Source organism: Niabella digestorum, from assembly GCF_036409055.1.
GTDB classification, from domain to species: Bacteria; Bacteroidota; Bacteroidia; order Chitinophagales; family Chitinophagaceae; genus Niabella; species Niabella composti.
This window is the reverse complement of record NZ_JAZGLY010000002.1, coordinates 334,440-350,495: the sequence shown is the minus strand read 5'-3', so window position 1 is coordinate 350,495 and position 16,056 is coordinate 334,440. Positions and strand designations below refer to the sequence as shown.

The 16,056-nt window shown below is 40.9% G+C and carries 17 protein-coding genes; 7 read left to right on the top strand and 10 right to left on the bottom strand.

Annotation, left to right across the window (positions count from 1 at the left end; all coding sequences use genetic code 11):
- Positions 1–52 precede the first annotated feature (52 nt).
- The 3 genes from V2H41_RS04170 (at position 53) to V2H41_RS04160 (ending at position 2,298) form a co-directional block, all read left to right on the top strand.
- Complete coding sequence (locus tag V2H41_RS04170; RefSeq protein ID WP_330973871.1) at positions 53–631, top strand: hypothetical protein; 579 nt, start codon at positions 53–55, stop codon at positions 629–631.
- Between the two features lie 92 nt (positions 632–723).
- On the top strand, positions 724–915 hold the full coding sequence (locus V2H41_RS04165; RefSeq protein WP_330973870.1) for a hypothetical protein: 192 nt from the start codon (positions 724–726) through the stop codon (positions 913–915).
- 63 nt (positions 916–978) lie between these two features.
- Positions 979–2,298: an NAD(P)/FAD-dependent oxidoreductase gene (locus V2H41_RS04160; protein WP_330973869.1), complete on the top strand. Its 1,320-nt coding sequence runs from the start codon at positions 979–981 to the stop codon at positions 2,296–2,298.
- 20 nt (positions 2,299–2,318) lie between these two features.
- Here the strand turns inward: V2H41_RS04160 and V2H41_RS04155 are convergent, their stop codons facing one another.
- Positions 2,319–2,669, bottom strand: coding sequence for a nucleotide pyrophosphohydrolase (locus V2H41_RS04155; protein WP_330973868.1), 351 nt, complete (start codon positions 2,667–2,669; stop codon positions 2,319–2,321).
- Positions 2,666–3,118: a D-aminoacyl-tRNA deacylase gene (gene dtd, locus V2H41_RS04150; RefSeq protein WP_330973867.1), complete on the bottom strand. Its 453-nt coding sequence runs from the start codon at positions 3,116–3,118 to the stop codon at positions 2,666–2,668. The genes V2H41_RS04155 and dtd overlap by 4 nt, the downstream gene beginning before the upstream one ends.
- A gap of 41 nt (positions 3,119–3,159) precedes the next feature.
- Here dtd and arfB point away from each other — a divergent pair, with 41 nt between their 5' ends.
- Positions 3,160–3,579, top strand: coding sequence for an alternative ribosome rescue aminoacyl-tRNA hydrolase ArfB (gene arfB / locus V2H41_RS04145; protein ID WP_330973866.1), 420 nt, complete (start codon positions 3,160–3,162; stop codon positions 3,577–3,579).
- 2 nt (positions 3,580–3,581) lie between these two features.
- Here arfB and V2H41_RS04140 read toward each other — a convergent pair whose 3' ends face one another.
- From V2H41_RS04140 to V2H41_RS04120, 5 genes are all read right to left on the bottom strand, one after another.
- On the bottom strand, positions 3,582–4,595 hold the full coding sequence (locus V2H41_RS04140) for a vWA domain-containing protein (protein ID WP_330973865.1): 1,014 nt from the start codon (positions 4,593–4,595) through the stop codon (positions 3,582–3,584).
- A gap of 35 nt (positions 4,596–4,630) precedes the next feature.
- Positions 4,631–5,515 (bottom strand): BatD family protein, encoded by an 885-nt coding sequence (locus tag V2H41_RS04135; RefSeq protein ID WP_330973864.1) that lies wholly within the window; start codon positions 5,513–5,515, stop codon positions 4,631–4,633.
- A gap of 94 nt (positions 5,516–5,609) precedes the next feature.
- Positions 5,610–6,485: a DUF58 domain-containing protein gene (locus V2H41_RS04130; RefSeq protein ID WP_330973863.1), complete on the bottom strand. Its 876-nt coding sequence runs from the start codon at positions 6,483–6,485 to the stop codon at positions 5,610–5,612.
- 11 nt (positions 6,486–6,496) lie between these two features.
- Positions 6,497–7,501, bottom strand: coding sequence for an AAA family ATPase (locus V2H41_RS04125; protein WP_330973862.1), 1,005 nt, complete (start codon positions 7,499–7,501; stop codon positions 6,497–6,499).
- 32 nt (positions 7,502–7,533) lie between these two features.
- The gene (locus V2H41_RS04120) at positions 7,534–9,237 is read right to left on the bottom strand and encodes an NAD+ synthase (RefSeq protein WP_330973861.1); all 1,704 of its coding nucleotides are present in this window, start codon (positions 9,235–9,237) and stop codon (positions 7,534–7,536) included.
- 226 nt (positions 9,238–9,463) lie between these two features.
- On the opposite strand from V2H41_RS04120, the gene V2H41_RS04115 reads away from it, so the two are divergent.
- Both V2H41_RS04115 and V2H41_RS04110 read left to right on the top strand, forming a co-directional pair.
- Entirely contained in the window at positions 9,464–10,483 is a 1,020-nt protein-coding gene (locus tag V2H41_RS04115) for a tetratricopeptide repeat protein (protein ID WP_330973860.1), read from the top strand.
- Between the two features lie 127 nt (positions 10,484–10,610).
- Positions 10,611–12,395: an AMP-dependent synthetase/ligase gene (locus tag V2H41_RS04110; protein WP_330973859.1), complete on the top strand. Its 1,785-nt coding sequence runs from the start codon at positions 10,611–10,613 to the stop codon at positions 12,393–12,395.
- Positions 12,396–12,463: 68 nt separating this feature from the next.
- On the opposite strand, the gene plsX is transcribed toward V2H41_RS04110, so the two are convergent.
- The 3 genes from plsX to V2H41_RS04095 all read right to left on the bottom strand — a co-directional run bounded on the left by plsX (position 12,464) and on the right by V2H41_RS04095 (position 14,411).
- The gene (plsX, locus tag V2H41_RS04105; protein WP_330973858.1) at positions 12,464–13,411 is read right to left on the bottom strand and encodes a phosphate acyltransferase PlsX; all 948 of its coding nucleotides are present in this window, start codon (positions 13,409–13,411) and stop codon (positions 12,464–12,466) included.
- A 164-nt stretch (positions 13,412–13,575) separates the two neighbouring features.
- Positions 13,576–13,770 carry a 50S ribosomal protein L32 gene (gene rpmF, locus V2H41_RS04100; RefSeq protein ID WP_330973857.1) on the bottom strand — a complete coding sequence of 65 codons (195 nt, stop codon included), beginning with the start codon at positions 13,768–13,770 and terminating at the stop codon, positions 13,576–13,578.
- Positions 13,771–13,868: 98 nt separating this feature from the next.
- Positions 13,869–14,411 (bottom strand): YceD family protein, encoded by a 543-nt coding sequence (locus V2H41_RS04095; RefSeq protein WP_330973856.1) that lies wholly within the window; start codon positions 14,409–14,411, stop codon positions 13,869–13,871.
- Between the two features lie 209 nt (positions 14,412–14,620).
- On the opposite strand from V2H41_RS04095, the gene miaB reads away from it, so the two are divergent.
- On the top strand, positions 14,621–16,051 hold the full coding sequence (miaB, locus tag V2H41_RS04090; protein WP_409966085.1) for a tRNA (N6-isopentenyl adenosine(37)-C2)-methylthiotransferase MiaB: 1,431 nt from the start codon (positions 14,621–14,623) through the stop codon (positions 16,049–16,051).
- Positions 16,052–16,056: the final 5 nt, after the last annotated feature.

Here is a 16,056-nt window from a genome sequence, read left to right as displayed (position 1 = left end):
TAACAATTTTCGGCCAAAACCGATTGGCCGAATCATTTAACTTTAGCCCCAAATGCTAAGGCTGCTTTTCATTTTCTTTTCATTTACCATCTTTCTTGGAGCAAATGCTCAGGTACCCGACTTTATTTCTGTACGAAAAAAGAATGGTGTTCCTGTAAAAAACTATTACGCCGGTATTGAAATATCTTTAATCACACACGATGGGCGGCGCTATGACGCCCTAATAGACCGAATTGCCAACGATAGCATTTTCCTTCGTTATTACACACTGCACGCCTATACTAATATCTTCGGCACTACCAGTTATGATACCATAACGACGTATACCCTAGGTATGCATTATAAGAATATCAAAACCATCCTGGTTCCTAAAATCAGTTACCGCGATCATTATTTAGCTACCTTGGGGAGGTTCGCGGCTATTGGGGGATTTGGCTATGATTTTCTGAACATTTTTAACGGACTGGTACAAAAACACGACCCGCTGTTTGACAAACGTAATACACGCAATGTAGCCATTGCCACCGGTGTGGGGGCTGCGGGATTGTTTTTAAATCGCAAGTATCGACGCCCGGGGAACTCGAGTAAATACAAAATTGTATACGTCAACCTGAGTCAGAGCACACCCTGAAATTAATAGGGGTAATTGCCCCCTTTTTTAAAAGAATATATCTAATTTTCTTCTTTTCTTTGCAGTCTCCTTTCAGGATAAAAACCTGACACATGCAAAAAATCATTCAACTCCGATTATCACCGCAACAAGCTGCCGATGATAGTGCGATCTTGCAGCAAATAGTCGAACAGGAGAGCATTGCACCTGCTACCATTACAGGATTTAACATCATCAAAAAGTCCATTGATGCTCGCTCTAGAACGCCATGGATCAATCTCAAGCTTAATGCCTACATCAACTAACCTTTTCAGGAAAGAGAACGGCCTCCATTTCACTTTCAGGATGTAAGCAGGGCTTCTAAGCGTGTGATTATAGTGGGCGCAGGACCTGCAGGTCTTTTTGCAGCCCTCCAGCTTCTTGAAACCGGTATTCGACCTATCATTCTGGAACGCGGAAAAGATGTAAGAGCGCGTCGTCGCGACTTAGCAGCTATCAATAAAAAAGGCATTGTCAATCCCGAAAGTAATTATTGCTTTGGCGAAGGTGGTGCCGGTACTTACAGCGATGGAAAGTTATACACCCGAAGCAACAAGCGCGGAAGTATAGACCGCATCTTAAACCTCTTTGTCAATTTCGGGGCCGAAGAAAAGATACTGTATGAAGCTCATCCACATATCGGCACCAACAAACTGCCTAAGATTATTGTGGCTATGCGAGAACAGATCCTCCAATGTGGCGGAAAAATTTTATTCGAACAAAAGGTTATAGACTTTATTATAGATGATCACATCATCAAAGGAGTAAAAACACAAAAAGGGGATATCATCGAAGCCGATGCTGTGATATTGGCTACCGGTCATTCCGCAAGAGATATTTTTTATTTATTGCAGAAGAAAAATGTGCTGATCGAACCCAAACCCTTTGCCTTGGGTGTTCGTGCGGAGCATCCTCAATCGCTTATCGATACAGCTCAGTACAAGTGCGACTCCCGGGGTCCGTATCTGCCCCCGGCATCCTATAGTCTCGTGCAACAGGTTCATAATATCGGTGTGTTATCCTTTTGCATGTGCCCCGGCGGCATTATCGCTCCCGCCGTCACCGGACATAATGAAATAGTGGTAAACGGTTGGTCCCCTTCTAAAAGAAATAATCCTTATGCCAATTCGGGGATTGTGGTACAGGTTCAACTAAAAGATGTTCTCAGAAACGAAAAACTCAAAAACCCTGACCCTTTATCACTCCTACGATTTCAGCAAGAGATAGAAAGGGCTGCATTTGTAGCAGGTGGGGGACAGCTAAAAGCACCTGCTCAACGTATGGTAGATTTTTGTACTAATAAATTTTCGTCATCACTACCCGACTGCTCCTATCTAACCGGTATAACCAGTGCCGATTTAAGAACTGTTTTGCCCCCGTTTATCTACAAAGCCCTGCAGAAAGCTTTCGTGGAGTTTGGCAAAAAAATGAAAGGCTATTACACGAACGATGCAGTATTGGTAGCAACTGAATCACGTACTTCTTCACCGGTACGAATTCCCAGAGATGCTGACACCTTACAACATCCTCAGCTAAAAAATCTTTACCCCTGTGGGGAAGGTGCAGGCTATGCAGGAGGTATTGTTAGTGCCGCCATGGATGGAGAAAAGATCGCACGGATGATTGCCGCTACCTTAACTTATGCTTAAAATACTCCGAGAAAAACAAATTATTTAAGCTTTTCATTACTCGCGTGTCTGTCTGCATCGCGCTTTGTTTTCTTTTCAAAGCTTTGTTGTAATGCTGCAGTAAGATCTACTCCTGTCTGATTAGCCAAACAAAGGAGCACCCATAACACATCAGCCATTTCTTCTCCCAGCAATGCTTTACGTTCATCATCCGAATACTTTTTACCATCCTTATAAGACTGATCACCATAAAGCCGTGCCATGTGGCGTGCCAACTCTCCTACTTCTTCGGTAAGAATGGCCATATTCGTCAATTCGCCGAAATATCTAACACCGATGGTTTTAATCCATTCATCTACGCGCTGTTGCGCCTCGCTAATTGTTATACTCATTCTTTATTTTTTGTATCGATGATGATGGTGACAGGACCGTCGTTCAGCAACGCAACTTTCATATCTGCACCAAATACACCTGTTTGAATGGGCTTACCCAAATCTTTTTCTAACTGCTGAATCATTTTATTATACAAAGGAATAGCTATATCGGGTTTGCTGGCTCTAATATAAGAAGGACGGTTCCCCTTTTTTATCGAAGCATGCAACGTAAACTGGCTCACCAGCAGCACCTCTCCATTGATATCCTTTACTGAAATATTCATGACCCCGGCATCGTCATTAAAAATACGTAGCTGCGTTATTTTCTGACTTAACCAGGCAATATCTTCATCGTTATCGGCATCCTCAATCCCCAGCAATATCAGTAACCCCTGCTCTATGGAAGCATGAAGTTGGCCATCAATCGTAACAGATGCTTTTTGCACTCTTTGTACTACCGCTCGCATAAGGATTTTTTATACACTTCAAAAATAAAATCTAATTTAGAGTGATAAAATCAATAATGGATGTATCGCGCGAAATAATTTTTAAAACCACTCGCAGCAGTGGTAAAGGCGGACAAAATGTAAACAAAGTAGAAACCGCCGTGGTGGCTTATTTTGACATTACTGCATCCTCACTGCTTACACCTGAGCAAAAGTCACGTGTATACCACAGATTAAGTACACGCATTAATGCCAATGGAGTATTGCAGGTAAGATCCCCAAGCCATCGCACGCAACTAGAAAACAAAGAAGATGCCGTCAGAAAGATAAATGCACTTGTCGTTCAGGCTTTACAGGTGAGAAAGCCACGTATTGCTACTACAGCTACCCGTGCATCCATTGAAAAAAGAATTGAACGTAAAAAGAAAGAAAGCGTTAAGAAAAGTTTTCGAAGGGAAATAGATAAAAACAATCTCGAATAATATCAAGGAAAGGTCTTAAATATCGTAAAGCGTAATAGAAGCTCTATAAACAATAGCCCCAGCGCCAACAATACAAACGGAATAAACATCTCCTCAATCTCTTTATATCTGATAATTTCTACCTTCGATTTTTCCAGCTGATCGATTTCTGAATAAATAGCCTGTAGTGAGGCTTTATCCGTAGCCCGAAAATACTTACCACCTGTCTCCGAAGCTATACGCGTTAAGAGTGTTTCATCAATATCATTTCTTACAGTGTTGCCTGCATTATCTTTTACCATTTGCTCTATCATAAACTCTGTCGAGCCCAGACCAATACAATACACCTTTACATTTTCTGCCTTAGCAATCTCAGTTGCTGTATAAGGATCAATGATTCTTGTAACCGGCGCCTCTTCTTTTCCATCAGTAAGCAAAATAACCACTCGACTTTTACTACTTCCCTTACTCACTCTATTTACTGCCATAGCTAGCCCTTCTCCTATCAATGTTCCATCGGCAAGATAGCCTCCATCTTTAATCTTAAGACTTTGCAACTGCGTCAAAAGAGTATTTTTATCGGAAGTAATAGGGCATTTAGTAAAACTTTCACCGCCGAAAATCACTAACCCTATTCTATCTACCGGTCTGCTTTTCACAAATTCTGCCGCTACTTCCTTAGCTACCTGAAAGCGCGAAGGCTTAATATCGTTAGTGAGCATACTCGCACTTACATCCATACATAACACTATATCGATCCCCTCTCCTTCCGCATGGGTTTGATCGGTCTGATGTTGCGGTCTGGCTAATGCCATAATCAGGCATATCAAAGCCAGTATGCGCAATACAAAAGGTAGATATCTGAAATTAGTTTTAAATGTAGAAGGCGTATTTACATTTACTGCGGAAGTAAGCAAAGCCGCCTTATGATTTCTTTCGTTTCTGATATAACGGGCGATTAAAAAAGGTATCAACCCCAACAGAATAAAATTCTCGGGCCATACGAAAACAATATTTTTTAACCATTCGTATATCATGTCGCTAATTGACCTTTTTATAATCGCATCTCCAGTTAGACAGATTTAATAAGTTGTGGATTTTTGTTCAATACATCCTCTAGGTAATGCACGGCACCTTCAATTACTTCATATGCAGACAGGGCTTCACTTTTTTGCGGCATATACTTTGCAAATTTTACAAAATCGCACATATACATTACCTGTACCAAACTGTCGTATCTTATTTCATCACGGAATAAGGGCTGCAGTTTTTGCGCCAGATCTGTAGAAGTATGCTGCAACGAGCTGATTCCAGTTCTTTCCAGCACATAAGCTCTGAATATTTCTATCAATTGTTCGTAATATCCTTTTTCATGTATATGCGATGTTTTAAGCTCCTTCAAATTTCTTAGCGCTTTTGCATAAGCCGATTCGGTGGATTTTTTTACAGGTTTTGCTTGTTGCGGTCGCTCTCCGGTGATCCAGTATATCAGCAACACCAGTACTATCAAAAAGATGACAATAGGATACCACCATCTTTCCTGCGAAGGATCCATTCTGAATGACACATCCAGTACATTCTGCACATCGTGATAGGGTTGCGTGGGATCAAAATCCTCTGTAAATACAACATCGATTAGAATACTATTTGTCTTTACAAACGGACGAAAAGTAAAAGACGGAATTACCCATTGTCCAGAATCGAAACTAGTGAGCTGATAATATTGTTTGAAAATAGAGGTATCCCCTTTTTGTATTGTTCGGATACTATCTTTTATTAGAAACTCAAAATGCGGAATACTATCTACCTTGAATGGATCAAAGGGCGCATTATTCAAAGTTTTTATTTCCAAGGTTAACCATAAAGGCTCTCCCAAGAGAATCCGGTTTTTATCGGTACTGGCATTGACGCCTACTACCTGACCCTGAACAGTTAATACCATCAGGGACATCAGCATCAAAAAAAATTTGATTGCATGTGTCCTGAGAAAATATATTAAGTCAACAATATTCAATTTACATCCCTTCAATCCTGTAAGCTTTAAATATTCCTTATCTGATTCTGCTCCTAAAAAATCGCTGAAGTACCGTCACGTAATCATCGCCCGTTTGTATATGCAACAGATCGCATCCGGCTTTTTTAAAAACATTCACACAATAGTCTGTGGCAGCAAAAAAGTTCTCTTCATACTTTCTTCTTACATAAGCATTACTAGTATCTATCCATTGGGCTGCACCGGTTTCGGCATCCAACATCTGAATCAAGCCGGCATTAGGCAATTCCTTATCCATCTGATCATAAATCTTTATACCAATCAGATCATGCTTCTTTCCTGCAACACGTAATGCATCTTCGTATCCCCTATCAATAAAATCGCCCAATACGAAAGCAATGCTGGACTGCTTAATGGCATTGGTAAAATATTTCAGCGCAGCACCCAGATGGGTACCTCTCCCTTTTGATTCTAATGCCAGCACTTCTCTCACTATATACAACGCATGTTGTCTGCCCTTTTTGGGAGGAATATATTTTTCTACCCTATCACTGTAAAAGACGGCTCCTACTTTATCTCCGTTGCTTACCGCTGAAAACGCCAGCACTGCAGCTATTTCGGTGGCTACATCGCGCTTACTGCCATAATGCGTTCCAAACAAAGAACTGTTACTCAGATCCACCAACAACATTACTGTTAGCTCGCGCTCTTCCTCAAATACTTTACTAAAGGGATGGCCAAATCGGGCTGATACATTCCAGTCGATAAACCGTACATCATCGCCAGGTGCATATTCACGCACTTCTTTAAAGGACATACCTTTTCCTTTAAATGCACTATGATATTCGCCTGAGAAAAGATCCCGGGCCAGCTTCTTACTTCTGATTTCGAGCTCACGAACTTTTTTAAGTATTTCGGAAGTGGAACGCATCATTCATTGGGTGCTTAAGGAACGTTCACCTGTCTTAAAATTTCATCAATAATATCTTCTACATTTACATTTTCGGCCTCAGCCTCATATGTAAGCCCGATGCGATGCCGCAACACATCATGTGCAATACTGCGAATATCTTCGGGTATTACAAATCCTCTTTTATTTAAGAAAGCTTGTGCCTTTCCTGCTAAAGCCAGATTGATGCTGCCTCTTGGGGAAGCTCCGTAGGAAATAAGAGGCTCTAGTTTTTGGGCCTGATATCGTCCGGGATAGCGGCTGGCAAATACAATATCCAGTATGTAACGCTCTACTTTTTCGTCGAGATAAATATCACGCACTAAATCCCGCGCATGTAATACATCCTTTATGTTGACCACAGGTTTTATTTCGGGAAGCTGTATGGATTGTACGTTGGAACGAAGGATCAGCTGCTCTTCGTGCATCTCGGGATAACGTACAATAACCTTCATCAAAAATCTGTCGGCCTGAGCTTCGGGTAAAGGATAAGTTCCTTCCTGCTCTAGTGGATTTTGTGTAGCCAGCACTAAAAAAGGTTCTTCCAATTTATAGGTGGTATCGCCAATGGTTACCTGACGCTCCTGCATAGCCTCCAGCAAAGCCGACTGCACTTTGGCCGGAGCACGATTGATTTCGTCAGCTAAAATAAAATTGGCAAAGATGGGTCCCTTACGTACCACAAAATCATTCTCCTGCTGATTATAAATCAATGTGCCGATTACATCTGCAGGCAATAAATCTGGTGTAAACTGTATTCTACTGAAGTTAGCTTGTATAGCTGTAGCCAACGATTTAATGGTAAGCGTTTTTGCCAATCCCGGCACCCCTTCGAGCAATACGTGTCCATTACTTAAAAGCCCAATCAGTAGTCGGTCCAACATATGCGACTGGCCTATGATAACATGACCAATTTCCTCCTTCAGCTTATCAGTAAAGGCGCCGGCAATAGCAATTTTTTCATTTAAAATTCTAATATCTTCTGCGGTTTTATTCATCATGAAATATGCATTCAAGATTTTAATAATAGCTATCAGCTCAAATATTTTGCCACAATAGGCAATCTTCGTCCTACACCAAATGCTTTATAGCTGACGCGAATGATAGGGCAAAACTGATTGCGTTTATACTCATTCATGTTTACAAGGCGCAAGATGCGGTTTACGAGCGTTTCATCAAATCCTTGCGCTATGAGTTCTTTAGGTCCCTGCCGCTCCTCAATATACTTAAACAAAATAGTATCCAACTCATCATATTCGGGCAGACTGTCGCTGTCTTTTTGATTGGGTCTTAATTCTGCCGATGGCGCTTTTACTAAAATATGATGAGGTATAACTTCTTTTTCTTTATTAATCAAGCGGGCCAGCGCATACACCTGAGTTTTATACACATCGCCCAATACACTCAATCCACCGGCCATATCCCCATACAATGTTCCGTAACCGGTTGCCAGCTCACTCTTATTGGATGTATTAAGCAAAATATAACCGAATTTATTGGCTATAGCCATCAGCAGATTTCCTCGCGTACGACTTTGAATGTTTTCTTCCGCAACGCTAAAGGGCAAGTCCTGAAAAATAGGTTTTAGCTCGGTGAGGAAGCTGTCATAGATATTTTTAATGGGAATAATATCATAAGGATTTTGAAGATTTTGGCTCAACGCCTCCGCATCACTTATGGAGTGAGATGTAGAAAAGTGTGAAGGCATAAGGATGGCACGCACATTTTCCTGGCCCAATGCTTCTACCGCCAACGCCAGTGTTACAGCACTATCAATACCTCCACTGGATCCCAAAATAGCCTTAGTGAAACCCATTTTGGAGAAATAATCTCTAATACCCAGTACTAGTGCTGAGCGAATTTCGGCGATATTTTTTTCATCTTTGAGATACTCCAATACATCCCTACCTGCACTCACTTCCGAAGCTGAGTAATAAATCTTCACCGAATCTTCACTTTGAGGAGAGGTCTCCTTAATCAAATCGTCCAATTCAAAAACCCCAAAGTCTTCTTCAAAATATTTCAATTCGGCCACTTGATTACCTGCACTATCATACACCAAACTACCCCCATCAAACACAATTTCGGTTTGAGAGCCTACCGTATTACAGTAAAACATCGGCAGTTTATATTTGAGCGTATGAGCTTTGACGATACCGTTGCGCACCACATCCTGCGCATAATTGTAAGGAGAAGCCGAAAGATTGATGATGACATCAGGCTCAAACTGAATCAGCTTTTCCATTGGCGTAATTCGATATAGGGGATTTTCGCCCATGTTCCAGATATCTTCACATATAGTGACCGCTAATTTTTTGCCCTTAAAGGGGACTACGTTCCAATCATATGCAGGCTCAAAATAACGTCCCTCATCAAATACATCATAAGTAGGAAGTAATGTTTTATGCACTTCGGCCTTAATTTCTTTTTCATATAACAAATAAGCCGCATTGAATAAGTCCTTTCCTTCGAAATTAGGGTTTCGAGCAGGAGCACCCACCAGTACGCCAATAGTATCTGCATGTTCTTTTATCGTATCAAGGGCCTGATAGCACTGGTTGATAAAATCATTAAACTCCAGAAAATCGCGTGGAGGATAACCGCATACACATAATTCTGAAAATATTACTAAATCGGCACCTTGCTTTTTGGCCTCCTGGATACCGCTGATAATTTTCTGCACATTTAGATCAAAATTTCCGATATGATAGTTCTGCTGAGCTAATGCTATTTTCATATAATCAATTTCCTAGTTACAAATGTAGTCTTCTACCCTTAGAAATGAAATAAGTAGGTATTTTTTAACACCTGATGCAAAGCACTTTATTCACACCTAAAATTCATATTATAACTAAAATTTTAGTACTTCATGCCACTCTTTCACCTACTTTTGCATCTTTAGGAACGATCCGTGAAGTTTTCGGCTTACTTTTTGCAATTGTTGTTGTCTAAAAAATAAATAAATGAAAAAAATATTCATAGCTAGCTTATTTCTATGCACTTGCGGCTTTGCTTTTGGACAAGGAAATGTAGTCGCAGAGCGTACCAAAGCCAGGAATTTCATGCAATTGGGCGACTTAGATAATGCCGTCCTGGTATTAACCAAAGCACAGGAAACCTATAAAGATGATCCCGAACTGCTTAAAGATCTTTCTCTAGCTTATTATTATAAAGGTGATTACAATAAAGCGTTAGAAACTATCAAAACTGTAATTGCTAGCCCTGACTGCGACGCCATTGCTTATCAAATTGCCGGTAGCATATATAAAGCTCAGGAGAATTTTAAGGAAGCTGAAAAAATATACAAGGAAGCCCTTAAAGATTTCCCCAAAAGCGGACCTCTGTATAATGACTACGGAGAACTCCTAGATATCATGAAAAACCCCAAAGGCGCTATTGATATGTGGCAGAAAGGGATGCAGGCCGCTCCTTCGTATGGTGGCAACTATTACAACGCGGCTGTTTACTACTATAAACAACAGGACGATAAAATCTGGGCTATCATTTACGGCGAAATCTATGCTAACATGGAAAGCCTCAATCCCAGAGCAAATAGTATCAAGAAAATGGTTCTAGATGCTTATAAGCAAAAGCTCTTCATTTCCTCTGATCTAGCCGCCGTAGCAGCTAAGGAAAAGAACGAGTTTGCCAAGGCTGTATTAAACACTTTTGCAAAGCAGTCGGGTATTTCAGCCCAGGGTATCACTCCCGAAAGTTTAGCCATGATTCGTACCCGGTTTATTTTGGATTGGTTTGCGTCCTATGGCGATAAATTTCCCTTCCGTCTTTTCGAATTTCACCAGCAGCTCATGAAAGACGGATTATTCGAATCTTATAACCAATGGATGTTTGGACCAGTAAACAACCAAGCAGCCTTTGAAAAATGGGTAAACGAACATAAGGAGGAGTACGATCGATTCACCAATTATCACACTTCAAGAATATTTAAAATGCCGAACGGGCAAGTATATTCTGTGAAATAACATAATATGAAAATATTCATAAGCGCTTATCCGGCAGGGTAAGCGCTTATTATTTTTATACTGCTCCGCAACGTGTACATTGAGCTTATTTTTTTCTTAACTTGTAGACACTTTAAACAATTGACTAATGAATTACCCAACTTACCGATTGTTTGATGCCATATCCTACCAGTTAGAAAACTTCCCTAAATCCGACGCTCTAAATGCTAAAGAGAACGGACGATGGAGATCTTACAGTACTCAAGAGATCGAGAATTTGGTTAACCGATTTTCAGCCGGCCTCCTCATCCGGGGCGTAAGCGGTGGCGACTTCACTGCTGAAAATAGCGACAAAATTGCTATCATTAGTGGTAACCGGCCGGAATGGGTGTTTACCGACCTAGCTGTTCAGCAGACCGGCGCTATTCTCACGCCTATCTATCCCACTACAGCACTACCAGAACTGGAATATATTTTAAATGAATCGCAGGCCAAATACATCTTTGTAAGTAACGCCGAACTGGTAGAAAAAGTAAAATCGGTAAATACCCCCTATCTGCAAGGTATCTATACTTTTGATAAAGTAGAAGGCGTACCTCATTACTCGGAATTACTGGATCTCGCGGATGACGGCACATTACATACTTTAGAAAAAATAAAACAACAGATACCTAATTCTCATGTGGCCACTATCATTTATACAAGTGGCACTACAGGTGTACCCAAAGGAGTAATGCTTACTCATAGCAATATTGTAAGTAATATCTATTTTTCTAAAGCCAGTTTTCCATTCCCTGATCAGCCGCAAACCAAAACATTAAGCTTTCTGCCACTCAATCATATTTTCGAAAAAATGATTACTTACCTGTACATGTTCAGTGGTATCAGCATCTATTACGCAGAAAGCTTGGAAACCATTGCCGATAATTTAAGAGAAATAAAACCTGATGGATTTACTACCGTTCCCCGTTTGCTGGAAAAGGTATATGAAAAAATTATGGCCAAGGGGAATGCACTGACAGGCATCAAAAGGAAACTATTCTTCTGGAGTATTCAACTGGGCATGCAATACGATAATATTAATCCACCCAAGGGGCTCTATAATTTTAAACTCTCCATTGCCCGAAAACTTGTATTTAAAAAATGGAGAGAAGCCTTGGGAGGAAATATCAGTTTTATTATCACAGGCGGTGCGGCAGCTTCCGAAAAACTTTTAAGGGTCTTTAATGCTGCGGGCATTCCGGTTTACGAAGGCTATGGACCAACAGAAAATAGTCCCGTAATCTGTGTTAACAGAAAACAAAATAACGACACCCGTTATGGAACTGTGGGTCCTGCCATTGAAGGTATTGAAGTAAAACTGGCCGAAGATGGGGAAATACTGGTCAAAGGCCCCTGTGTTATGAAAGGCTATTATAAACATCCAGAGCTCACCGCAGAAGTGATCAAAGATGGCTGGCTACATACGGGCGACATCGGCACACTCATCGAAAACCGATTTTTCAAAATAACCGACCGCAAAAAAGAACTCTTTAAAACCAGCGGCGGAAAATATGTTGCCCCCCAGCCCATCGAAAACAAAATGAAAGAAAGCAAGTTCATTGAGCAGATTATAGTAGTGGGCAGTGAACGCAAATTTGTAGGAGCCTTGATTGTTCCTGCATTTAATGTGGTCAGAGAATGGATGAGAGAAAACAATCTTCCCGAAATGAGCAACGAAGAAATCGTTAAAAACGATAAAGTGCATGAATTATTCCGCTCAGTACTTGACCATCACAATAAAAGCATCAATAAGATAGAACAAATTAAAAAATTCGTACTACTACCCAAGGAATGGAGCGTAGATGGGGGTGAGATGACACCCAAACTGAGCTTGAGACGAAAAGTAATCTTGGAGAAATACGCTGCAGAAATCGAAAGCATCTATCATTAGTTTCAAAATAAAAGCCGTCTTTACAATAACGTTCAGACGGCTTTTTTATTAGATGAGTTATTACAATCTTATATGCGTTGCACTGCTTCCTTTACCTTACCTAGAACATCGGTATTCAGCATTTTTACAGCCACATCGATCATATTGCTAAAGGCTGTGGCATGAGAAATACCGTGGCCGATAATCACAGGTTTTTCTACACCCAGCACAGGAGTACCTCCGTAAATTTCAAAATTAAAGCGGTTCAAATAGGGATTATCGATTTGTTGTTCTTGGGCAATATCGTAAATAGACTCGGCCATTTTCAAAATAACATTGCCGGTAAATCCTTCACAAACCATCACATCGGCTTGGTTCCTAAATACGTCGCGCCCCTCCACGTTTCCGATAAAATTAATAGCCTTGTTGCTTTTCAACATAGGATAGGCTGCCTGTGCTAGTATATTTCCCTTGCCTTCTTCTTCACCCACATTCATCAGGCCTACTTTAGGATTCTCCACTCCAAAAATGTACTGACAGAATACAGAACCCATTACGGCAAATTGATTAAGATGTTCCGGTTTACAATCGGCATTCAATCCTACATCCAACAGTAAGCCTGTACTACCGTCCGGCTTAGGGATTACCGAAGAAATAGTTGGCCTCAAAACTCCCTCAACCACTTTAATACTAAACATAGCGCCTACCATCATCGCACCAGTATTGCCTGCGCTGATGAAGGCATCTATTTTTCCTGCGGCTAAATGCTGAAATCCTACGGCAATAGACGAATCAGTTTTTTCTTTCAGTGCTTTGGTAGGATGTTCGTTCATACCAATCACCTGTGAAGTAGGTTGAATGGTATACTTTTCTTGAGGTACTTCGTTTTCAGATAACAGAGGCTTCAGTTGCTCTTCATTCCCGAACAATACCAAATGTAATTGCTCAAAGCTATTTTTTAAAAGGTACTGCTTTACCCCTTTCACCGCTTCCTGTGGCGCATAATCGCCACCCATCATATCAATTCCTATATTCATATAATAGCTAAAATAAAAAATTCCGGATACATTACACAATCGTAAACCTGTACTGTAACCGGAATCTCCTTACAACATTACATACGCTACTGCTATCGCGAGAAGCGAACGCATAAAAAAGCGAAGCATCTTTATTTGCCCCGCTACTATTTTCAATCTTTTAATTAGGCGTTAGAAGGAGCTTTTTCAGCCACTACCTTTCCTTTATAGATCAGCTTTCCTTCACTTACATAAGCGCGGTGGCGCAGATGTACTTCACCTGTAGTTGCATCAGTAGTTAATGTGTGCGCTTTAGCTTTATAATGGGTTCTGCGTTTTGCACTTCTCTGCTGACTGTGCCTGCGTTTGGGATTTGGCATAACTCTTTATTTTAATAATTTTAAACCTAATTGTTATTTATCAATCTTTGCCGAACCGGATATTGTTTCCAATAGAAACAATACTTTCGATTGAGCGATTAATTATCCTTGTTTTTAAATTTTTCCAATCCTTTCCAGATGGGATTGATATCCTCTTTTTCTGAGTTTTCAACGTCCAATTCTCCGAGCACCTTTAATGCTGTTTCATTACACTGACCACCAAATGCATTGCAGGTCTTGTGCATGGGGATACTGAGATTAATGAACTCATATATCCAGTTTTCAACATTAATGTGACTCTCGCCGCGACTGATGTAATATACATCAGGATCTTCTTCCTGATCATTCATCAACTCCGGCTCTTCCACCATTTTTATTGTAACTAAAAACTCGTCCCACAACTCCAGTTTCAAATCATTGTTACAACGGTCGCAAGTAACCATCACATTACCCCCTACCTCAAATTTCAATAGCATAAAGCCATTTTGTTTATCCAGCGACAGCTTTATTTCTGCATGGCAATCTGAGAAATCTTGCTCCTGAAAACTCTCAAAGAACTTATCATCTATGCTATAAGTGTACTCATGCATACCGGGTTTCAACCCCACAAAAGCGATATCGTATGCTCTCCCTTTGGACATGGTACAACTTACCCCGAATTTGGAGCGTGCAAATGTACGGCTTTTTTTTACAAAACCAACCCGGCAGCGGGATTATTTTGACTCAACAAGGCCTTTACAAGCAAAATACACTATAAAATTTGCAAATTATATCCCAAATCATCTGCCATCCTGTCATAAACACACAAAAATAGCCTATCTTTGTGCGCTTAAAATTAAAAAGAATACTGATGCTGGACCTGGTAGCACATAAAGTACACGATGAAAGCAGACAAGGCGAGAGCTATGCTCCGCAAAACCCTGATAATAAAGTATATACACGTAAGTTTTATATAGAAAGCTATGGCTGTCAGATGAATTTTGCCGACAGCGAAATTGTGGCATCCATTCTTAATAAAGAAGGCTTTGGAGCCACCCGTAATCTGGAAGAAGCTAATCTCATCTTCATCAATACCTGTTCTATTCGCGAAAAAGCAGAGCAAACAGTACGAAACAGGTTGCAGGAGTTCAGAAAAATTAAAACACAGAACCCCGGCACCCTAATAGGTGTCTTAGGTTGTATGGCCGAACGCCTCAAAGCCAAGTTTCTGGAAGAAGAGAAGCTGGTGGACATTGTGGTAGGCCCCGATGCATACCGCAGCCTACCCAAGCTTGTAGCTGAAGCCTCCGAAGGCCATAAAAGCGTAAACGTATTACTCAGCCGTGAAGAAACTTATGCCGACATCTCCCCCATCCGTCTTAACTCGAATGGGGTGAGCGCCTTTGTAAGCATTATGCGCGGTTGTAATAATATGTGTTCTTTCTGTGTAGTGCCTTTTACTCGCGGAAGAGAACGCAGCCGTGATGCCGAAAGTATCGTGAGAGAGTGCCGAGAGCTGTTTGAAAATGGCTATCGCGAAGTAACCTTGCTCGGACAAAACGTGGATAGTTATTACTATACACCTCCCTATTCTCAGCCGGAAGAGGCCCAGCCCGTAACCTTTGCACGACTACTGGAAATGGTGGCTCAGATATCTCCCCTGCTAAGAGTGAGATTTTCCACTTCGCACCCTAAAGATATTACCCGCGATGTACTCACTACTATGGCCGCTTATGAAAACATTTGCAAGTGCATTCATTTGCCCGTACAAAGTGGGTCCACACGCATACTACAATTAATGAACCGTACTTATACCAGAGAATGGTATATGCGTAAAGTGGATGAAATTCGGGAAATTTTGCCCGACTGTAGTATTACATCCGACATTATAGCCGGTTTCTGCACCGAAACGGAAGAAGATCATCAGGAAACACTGTCTATAATGGATTACTGCCAGTACGATTTGAGCTACATGTTCTTCTATAGCGAAAGACCTGGCACTTTAGCTCAAAGAAGATATAAAGATGATGTTCCGCTAGAAGTTAAAAAACGTAGACTTCAGGAAATTATCGAAAAACAAAATCAACTATCCCTCAATAACTATAAAAAAGATATCGGTAAAACCTTTAAAGTGCTGGTAGACGGTGACAGCAAGCGTAGTGCCGATGACTGGGTAGGACGCAACTCTCAGAATAAAGTAGTGGTATTCCCTAAAAAAGGAACCACCTGCCAAAAAGGTGATTATGTAAATGTCAAAATCAAAGATTGCACACAGGCGACTTTGTTCGGAGAAGTTGTTTAGTTATA